The organism is Faecalibacterium sp. An121, from assembly GCF_002160915.1.
In the GTDB taxonomy this organism is placed as follows: domain Bacteria; phylum Bacillota; class Clostridia; order Oscillospirales; family Ruminococcaceae; genus Faecalibacterium; species Faecalibacterium avium.
In genome coordinates, this window is record NZ_NFLM01000038.1 from 1 (window position 1) to 7,567 (window position 7,567).

Annotated in this window: 8 protein-coding genes; 3 read left to right on the plus strand and 5 right to left on the minus strand. The window is 62.7% G+C overall.

The genetic code is table 11. From position 1 onward, the window contains the following. Window positions 1–267: 267 nt before the first annotated feature. The 3 genes from B5E66_RS12340 to B5E66_RS12350 form a co-directional block, all read right to left on the minus strand. Window positions 268–603: a hypothetical protein gene (locus tag B5E66_RS12340; RefSeq protein ID WP_087233681.1), complete on the minus strand. Its 336-nt coding sequence runs from the start codon at window positions 601–603 to the stop codon at window positions 268–270. Window positions 604–673: 70 nt separating this feature from the next. After that, entirely contained in the window at window positions 674–1,636 is a 963-nt protein-coding gene (locus tag B5E66_RS12345) for a TIGR03943 family putative permease subunit (RefSeq protein ID WP_087233684.1), read from the minus strand. A gap of 22 nt (window positions 1,637–1,658) precedes the next feature. Continuing rightward, on the minus strand, window positions 1,659–2,807 hold the full coding sequence (locus tag B5E66_RS12350; RefSeq protein ID WP_087233687.1) for a CobW family GTP-binding protein: 1,149 nt from the start codon (window positions 2,805–2,807) through the stop codon (window positions 1,659–1,661). A gap of 198 nt (window positions 2,808–3,005) precedes the next feature. On the opposite strand from B5E66_RS12350, the gene B5E66_RS12355 reads away from it, so the two are divergent. After that, window positions 3,006–4,799: an aminopeptidase P family N-terminal domain-containing protein gene (locus tag B5E66_RS12355; protein ID WP_087233690.1), complete on the plus strand. Its 1,794-nt coding sequence runs from the start codon at window positions 3,006–3,008 to the stop codon at window positions 4,797–4,799. Window positions 4,800–4,855: 56 nt separating this feature from the next. Here the strand turns inward: B5E66_RS12355 and B5E66_RS12360 are convergent, their stop codons facing one another. Next, the gene (locus B5E66_RS12360; RefSeq protein WP_206393109.1) at window positions 4,856–5,893 is read right to left on the minus strand and encodes a glycosyltransferase; all 1,038 of its coding nucleotides are present in this window, start codon (window positions 5,891–5,893) and stop codon (window positions 4,856–4,858) included. Between the two features lie 37 nt (window positions 5,894–5,930). Here B5E66_RS12360 and B5E66_RS12365 point away from each other — a divergent pair, with 37 nt between their 5' ends. After that, window positions 5,931–6,728: a LytR/AlgR family response regulator transcription factor gene (locus tag B5E66_RS12365; protein ID WP_087233693.1), complete on the plus strand. Its 798-nt coding sequence runs from the start codon at window positions 5,931–5,933 to the stop codon at window positions 6,726–6,728. Here B5E66_RS12365 and B5E66_RS12370 read toward each other — a convergent pair. Beyond that, complete coding sequence (locus tag B5E66_RS12370; RefSeq protein ID WP_087233697.1) at window positions 6,676–7,323, minus strand: HAD family hydrolase; 648 nt, start codon at window positions 7,321–7,323, stop codon at window positions 6,676–6,678. The genes B5E66_RS12365 and B5E66_RS12370 overlap by 53 nt on opposite strands. Here B5E66_RS12370 and B5E66_RS13270 point away from each other — a divergent pair. Beyond that, the coding region (locus tag B5E66_RS13270) for a hypothetical protein (protein ID WP_206393111.1) at window positions 7,315–7,567 on the plus strand (253 nt) is incomplete at its 3' end. The two genes, B5E66_RS12370 and B5E66_RS13270, sit on opposite strands and share 9 nt — an antisense overlap.

Sequence of the window (7,567 nt, forward strand, 5' to 3'; positions counted from 1 at the left end):
TTTCCTCCTTATGGTGTATAAAAGATAGAGACCCAAAACAGGTTCAAAGGAAGGTCCTTTCCTTTGTGTGCCTATCATAACATACCCCCCCCCGGTGTCAAGACCCAATTTCAAAATTTTCCATTTTTTCTTTATTTTCTTTAGTTTGGAGTTTCTAACCTTGAGGGTGAGAGGAAATTTTCAGGTGGTTCAGTTCGCCTTACCACTCCGCCCGCCGGGCAAAAAGAAACCCCCGCCTTCCTTTCGGGAAAGCGGGGGCTGTGAGGGTCATTCAGCTTCTTTGTCCTGCGGGGGCTGGTCCGGCTCATCGGCGGCAGGCGCATCGGACTCGGCGGCGTCCTCGGCAGCTTCGGCGGCTTCGGCCTCGGCAGCTTTGCGGATGGCTTCGGCATGGGCCTTGCCTGCGGCCACCCCGGCCTCATAGGCTGCGGTGGTCTTGTCGGCCGTCTCCTTGTCCTTCTCGGCGTTTTCAGCGTCCTCGGCCACGTCTACCGTGACCTTGATGGGACACTCTTTGCCCAGCTTTTTGGCCAGGACAGCCGCGCCCAGGCCAGCGGCAGCCACAGCGGCCACAGCACCCAACAGTTGGAATAACGCTTTCATCTCAAAACCCTCCTTGTGCTTGATCCTTGTTGCGGGCGGATATGGTTTACCGGCGCCGGCCGGCAAAGCCTCAGGAGAAGGTCACCACATCATGCAGGGGCTTGTGGGCAGGCTCCACGCTGGTGGCGCTGAGCACCGGACCTTTGCCCCGGTAGATGTTGTGGAATTTGCAGCTCACCCGTGCCGTAACGGTGACCCAGCTGCGCTGTTCCAGCGCCTTGTAGCCCTCGTACACGCAGGGGAAGCCCACAAACTGGATGTCCTGCACGCAGCAGGTCATCGCAAAGCGGCCGGGCACAAAACTGTTTTTGCCTGCCCGGCTGGTCTGGCATACCTGGGCCAGGAAGCGCACCGTCTTGCCGGCATACTTCTGGGGGTCCTCCTGGCAGTCCAGATACCAGATGCCAAAGTCCTCGTCCCCGATCTCGATGACGGGGGCGTCGATGTCGAAGGGCAGCGGGTCGGGGATATCGTCGTAGGCCACACTGCCATCGGCAAACTCATAGGCGATGTCGCACCGGCGGGACGCCTGGCGCACCAGACGGTGCAGCTCCTGGCGGGCCTCGTCGGTATTGACCTTTTCGGCCCGGTTGAACACGATCAGCTCACTGCGGGCGATCTTGTCCAGCAGCAGGCTGCGCATGGCGTTGTCGCGGGCATAGGTGAGGGCGGTGGAACCGTCGGCGGTGGCGATCACCTGGTAGATCAGCCAGTTGGGGGGCAGGGCCTCGGCCAGATCCTGCAGCAGCCACATACCGTTGTACTCGATCACCACCCGGCCTGCGCCGGACTCTTTCTCCAGGCGGGCCAGATTCTGGGGATTCAGCTCGGCCTTGTCCTCGATCACCTGGACGGTGGTGCCCGGAAACGCAAACTTGCCGGGCTGGTACTCCACTTCCCCCTCCTCGCACACCAGCAGCAGGGTCTTGTCCCCCGAATCGAAGTTGGGGTCCTCAAAGGTCTCCTGGATGAAGGTGGTCTTGCCGCTCTCCAAAAAGCCCACAAACAGGTAGACCGGAATTTCCTTTGCCATAAGGTTTCTCCTTCGCGATCGATCAGCAGCCGAACAGGGCGGCGATGGCCTTTTCGTCCAGCTTGGAACCGATGACCACCAGCTTGCCGCCCACATCGGGGGTACGGCTGCGCACTTCCCGCTCGCCGGGCACATAGTCGTACTCCAGCCAGCCGTCAGCGCCGCCGTCCACGATGCCCTTGCTGCGCAGGATCATGCCGTACTTGCCGCTCTCCAGCTCATCCAAGGCGTGCTCGATGTCCGCCCGGGTATAGGTGCGGGCCGTCTCGATGCCCCAGCTGGTGAACACTTCGTCGGCGTCGTGGCCGTGGTGGTGATGGTGATGATGGCAGCAATGGCCCTCGCCGTCGTGGTGGTGCTCGTCCTCATCGTGGTGATGATGTTCGTGCTCCTCATCCTCATGGTGGTGCTCGTGTTCGTCCTCGTCATGGTCGTGATGATGGTGACCGCAGCTGCACACGCCGTTTTCGTCGTAGTGATGGTGATGATGTTCGTGCTCGTCCTCCTCATCCTCGCCGGCATGGGCGGCGTTGGCCTCGGCGGCCAGGGCCAGCAGACGGGCGGCAAAGTCCTCCCGCTCCGACATGGCCTTGAGGATCTGCGCGCCGGTCAGATCCTCCCAGGGTGTGGTGACGATGGTGGCGGTGGAGTTCTTTTCCCGCAGCAGGGCCACCGCAGCGGCCACCTTGTCGGGGTCGGCGCCGCGGGTGCGGCTGAGCAGGATGCAGCTGGCGTTCTGGATCTGGTCGTTGTAGAACTCGCCAAAGTTCTTCATATACAGCTTGACCTTGTTGACGTCGGCCACCGTCACAAAGCTGGACAGCTCCACATCCAGCGTCTCGGCCACTGCCTCCACCGCCCGGGTGACGTCGGACAGCTTGCCCACGCCCGAGGGTTCGATGAGGATGCGGTCGGGGTGGTACTGCTCCACCACCTGGCGCAGCGCCTCCCGGAAATCGCCCACCAGAGAGCAGCAGATGCACCCGGCGTTCAGCTCATTGATCTTGATGCCGGATTCCTGCAGGAAGCCGCCGTCAATGCCGATCTCGCCAAACTCGTTTTCGATCAGCACCACCTGCTGTCCCTGGAAGGACTCGCGGATCAGCTTCTTGATCAGGGTGGTCTTGCCGGCGCCCAGGAAGCCGGAGAAAATATCGATCTTGGTTGCCATTTGTCTATTGCCTCGTTTTCTTTTTGTCATGCTCAAAGGGGCGCACTGCCCCACTGTTCCATACATCTTTATTATAACAAACCTGTCAATGCCCGCATACAGAAAAAAGCAGGGGTTTGCATTCTTTCCGGCGGAATGCTACAATAGAGGCGCGGGCGCGCTGCGCCCACCGAACTGCAAGAAAGAAGGTTTTGCATCATGTCTACTGTCAGCCAGCGGCTGGCGGCCCTGCGCGGCGCTATGGAGGCCGCCGGCGTCGCAGCCTATCTGATCCCCACCGGGGACCCTCATTCCAGTGAATACCTGCCCGCCCACTACAACAGCCGGGAATATTTCTCGGGCTTTACGGGGGAGAACTCCACCCTGGTGGTCACCATGGAGGGCAGCGCCCTGTGGGCGGACGGCCGGTTTTTCGTCCAGGCGGAAAAAGAGCTGGCCGGCACCGAGATCCAGCTGATGCGGATGGGTGAGCCGGGCGTGCCCACCGTGGAAGAATACTGCGCCGCCCACCTGGCCGAAGGCCAGAGCCTGGGCCTGTGCGGCCTCACCGCCTCCTGCCTGCTGGTGCGGGAGCTGCAAAAAGTGCTGGACCCCAAGGGCGTGGAGGTGCGCACCCTCACCCTGGAGGATCAGCTGTGGGTCGAGGGCCGTCCTGCCCTGCCCGCCACCCCCGCCTGGCTGCTGCCGGCGGAGTACGCCGGGGCCACGCCCGGGCAGAAGCTGGCCCGCCTGCGCCAAAAACTGGCCGAACGGGGCTGCACCGCCCAGATGGTGGGCAAGCTGGACAACCTCGCCTGGCTGCTCAACCTGCGGGCCATGGATATCCAGTGCACCCCCTATGCCATGGCCTACTGCTTTGTCACCCAGACCGACGCGGTCCTGTTCATCAACGGCCAGCGGCTGGCCCCCGAGGCCGCCCAGGCCCTGGCCGGCGACGGGGTACAGCTGGCCGATTACGACAGCGTACTGACTTGGCTGGAACGGTACGATCGGGAGCAGACCGTCCTGGCCGACCCCGATTCGGTGAACTACGCAGTGTTCCGCGCCCTGGAGGGCAACCCCCATCTGACCGTCAAGAGCCTGCCCGATCCCCTGCTGCCCATGAAGGGGGTCAAGAACGAGACCGAGCTGGCCCACAGCCGGGAGTGCCATCTGCGGGACGGCGTGGCTATGGTGCGCTTCCAGAAAGAGCTGGAGGAGCGGATGGCTGCCGGCGAGACCCTCACCGAACGGACGGTGGACGAGATCCTGCACAAGTACCGCAGCGCCCAGGACAAGTTCCTGGTGGAGAGCTTCGGCACCATTGCAGCCTACGGCGCCAACGCCGCCATGATGCATTATCACGCCACCGATGCGGACCACGCCGTCCTGCAGCCCAAGGGCTTTCTGCTGGTGGACTGCGGCGGCACCTATCTGGACGGCACCACCGATATCACCCGCACCTATCCCATGGGGCCCCTCACGGAGGAGGAGCGTCTGTGCTACACCTGGACCCTCCAGAGCCACATCGAACTGGCCCGGGCGGTGTGGCTGGACTACTGCACCGGCCAGATGCTGGACACCCTGGCCCGGGAGCCCCTGTGGCAGCATCTGATCAACTACCGCTGCGGCACCGGCCACAGCGTCAGCTTTGTGGGCAACGTCCACGAAGGCCCCCACGCCCTGAACGGCCGCAACCAGGTCCGGTTCCAGCCCGGGATGGTGGTCACCGACGAGCCCGGCGTATATGAGGGCGGGCGCCTCGGCATCCGCATCGAAAACGAGCTGGAGTGCCGCCACAAAGAGGACAACCAATACGGCACCTTCCTCTGCTTCGAGCCTTTGACCTGGGTGCCCATCGCCACCAGCCCCATCGTGCCCGGCGTCCTCACCCGGGAACAGCTGGACTGGCTGAACGGCTATCACCGCAAGGTGTTCCAGCTGCTGGCCCCCCGCCTGACCGAGGACGAGCGGAACTGGCTGGCCGCCAAGTGCGCCGCCATCGGCGCCTGATCCCAAACAAAAAAGCGCCCCCCGCCATCTCTGGCGGGGGGCGCAGGTATTCCCGGTCAGCCGTCCCGGCCGGGCTGGGCGTCTTCCTGCTGCTTTTTGCGGGCAGCCGCCGTGACGGCGTTGGCTGCCTCCATCGTCAGGCCGTCCCATTTGCGGAAGGTGTCCGCCACCATATTGTCCAGCGGGTCGGTGGGCAGGTTGTTCTCGGGGGCGGCGTCCACCAGATACCTGCATATGGCGGCCTTGTTCTGCTCATACAGGCCCAGCCGCTGGTACAGCGCCTTGTAATAGGGAAAGACGGTGGTTTTCATCTTGAGGATGGCCGCCGGGTTGATCTGGGTGTGGATGATGCTCTGGGGGTTCTGCACATAGTAATAGCCGGGCCGGTCAATGGAATAGAACCGCCGGGCGTATTGGATGTACTGCAAATTGAACACCAGGTCCTCGGACCAGTGGATCTGGCTGACGAAAAAGATCTCGTTGCCGGTGAGGATATCCCGGCGGTAGAGCTTGTTCCACAGCACGCCGTAATAGTAGGAGGCGGGCTGATCCATCAGGTGGAGGGCAAAGCCCTCGGTATCCATCAGCCCCGGAGGCAGGAAACTGTATACCCGCACCTCGGGTTCCTCCTCGGGCTGGGGGGCGGCGCCGTCCTGGGCCAGCAGGCTGGCCAGCTTGTCCTGCAGGCGGCGGCCATGGCCTGCGGCAGGGGGCACCACCATTTTATAGGGGGCGATGACCAGGTCGGCCTGGTGGGCCTCGGCGGCCTGTACCAGGTTCTGGGTGTAGTCGGGGTCGATGTAGTCGTCGCTGTCCACAAACTGGATGTACTCGCCCCGGGCCAGCTTGAGGCCCAGGTTGCGCGTGTCGGACACGCCGGAATTGGCCTTGTCCACCAGCAGGATGCGGCTGTCCACCTTGCGGAACATCTCGCACACCGGCAGGCTGACATCCCGGGAACCGTCGTTGAGAACGATGATCTGGATGTTGCGCCAGGTCTGGGCCCGGATGCTCTCGATGCAGCGTGCGATATGGTTTTTGGCGTTGTAAACTGGCACGATGATGCTGACCAGCGGCTGTTCGCGGTCGGGCATGGAACGACACTTCCTTTCCTGTTAGGAGGGTAATGGGATGAATTACCGGATCACGATCATTGCGCAGGACGCCACGGTGCTCAAGGCCATGCGGCGGCACTGCGAGGACTATTTTGCTCGGCGCGGGGATCAATGCGTCATCGCACAGATGGCCGACCCCCAGGAGATGCTGTGCCAGGACGGCGAGCAGGACCTGTGGCTGGTACATCTGCCCGAGACGGGAGGGATCTGCCTGCCCCAGGGCATCCAGGTTCTGGCCGAGCTGCGCCGCAGGGGGGCGCGCACCGCCCTGGCCTTTATGGCTGCCAGCCCGGTCTGGGCCTGCCAGGCCTACCAGCTGGACGCCCTGCAATACTTTTTGCTGCCTTTGCAGTACGACCGCGTCGCCGCCCTGCTGAGCCGCATTGTGGAGCCACTCTACGGTCCTGCCTGTACGGTGTCCACTGCAGGGGGACAGCGGGTGCTGGCCTTTTCCAACATCGAGTATGTGGAGTGCATCCAGCACAGCATCCACTACCACCTCATCGACGGGGAGACGGTGTCCAGCCTGACCCAGCGGACCTCCTTTGTGCAGCAGACCGCCTGCCTGCGGGATGACCCCCGGTTCATCCAGATGCACCGCTCCTATCTGATCAACCTGGCGCAGGTGCGGCTGGTGGCCGCCCGCCATGTGCAGATGTACAGCGGGGCCACGATCCCTCTGCCTCCTCTGCGCCGCACCGAGGTGTGCCAGGCGCTGCAGGCCTGGCTCCAGCGGGTGCGCTATCAGTCAAAGGTATCCTTTATACCTCAGCCCAGTCCAATTGATCCCATTGTGTTAGATATTGACAGCTGAGGGCCCGCAGGGCGGCTTCATCGGGCCGGGAGGCTGCGTCCGCTATCCCGATCACATCAAAGCCGGCCTGGCGTGCCGTACGGGCGGCGTAGAGGGCATCCTCGCACACCATGCATTGGGCGGGATCGGCGCCGCCCATCCGGCCCAGCGCCTCAAAAAAGATGTCGGGCTGGTGCTTGGTGCGGCCTTCCTGGGCCGACAGCACAAACTGGAACCGGTCCAGCACACCCAGCCGGCCCAGCACCCGCTGGCACATAAACTGCCAGGTAGCCGAACAGACGCACATTTTGGCCCCCGCCTCATCCAGACGGGCCAGCGTCTGCTCCACCCCCGGCTTGAGGGAGACGGTGCGGTACAGCCGGTCCACCGCGTCCATGGCGGCCTGGGTATAGCTGTCGATGGTCAGGGGCAGGTCATAGGTGGTGATGAGGTACTGCGCGGTCTCCAGCGCGCTCATGGGCAGCAGCACCCGGCCAAGATCTTCGGCCGGGACCTTGCCAAAGCTGCGCACCAGCTCATAGGGCACCTGGGCCCAGATGGGCATACTGTCGGTGAGGGTGCCGTCCATATCAAAGATCCAATAGCGATGTTTCATAACGTTCCTCCAGAACGGGATAAATACTTTTACGGCAACGATTATACACGATTCGCCCCCCGCGCGCAACAATGCCGCGCCTTCCAGCGCAAAAAAACCGGCCGGACGCAAAAAGCGCGGCCAAAACAAAAACAATGCGGGGGCCGGCTTTGCAGCCGACCCCCGCAGAGGGACCCTATCTTTCGTGACGCAAAAGTTCTTTTGTTTTGGTGCGATCAACAACAGAAGGAATATTGGTTCTATT

Bases quoted from the DNA above. Each gene is read 5' to 3' on its own strand.
- B5E66_RS12340 (WP_087233681.1), bottom strand. From the start codon at position 603: ATGAAAGCGTTATTCCAACTGTTGGGTGCTGTGGCCGCTGTGGCTGCC.
- B5E66_RS12345 (WP_087233684.1), bottom strand. From the start codon at position 1,636: ATGGCAAAGGAAATTCCGGTCTACCTGTTTGTGGGCTTTTTGGAGAGC.
- B5E66_RS12350 (WP_087233687.1), bottom strand. From the start codon at position 2,807: ATGGCAACCAAGATCGATATTTTCTCCGGCTTCCTGGGCGCCGGCAAG.
- B5E66_RS12355 (WP_087233690.1), top strand. From the start codon at position 3,006: ATGTCTACTGTCAGCCAGCGGCTGGCGGCCCTGCGCGGCGCTATGGAG.
- B5E66_RS12360 (WP_206393109.1), bottom strand. From the start codon at position 5,893: ATGCCCGACCGCGAACAGCCGCTGGTCAGCATCATCGTGCCAGTTTAC.
- B5E66_RS12365 (WP_087233693.1), top strand. From the start codon at position 5,931: ATGAATTACCGGATCACGATCATTGCGCAGGACGCCACGGTGCTCAAG.
- B5E66_RS12370 (WP_087233697.1), bottom strand. From the start codon at position 7,323: ATGAAACATCGCTATTGGATCTTTGATATGGACGGCACCCTCACCGAC.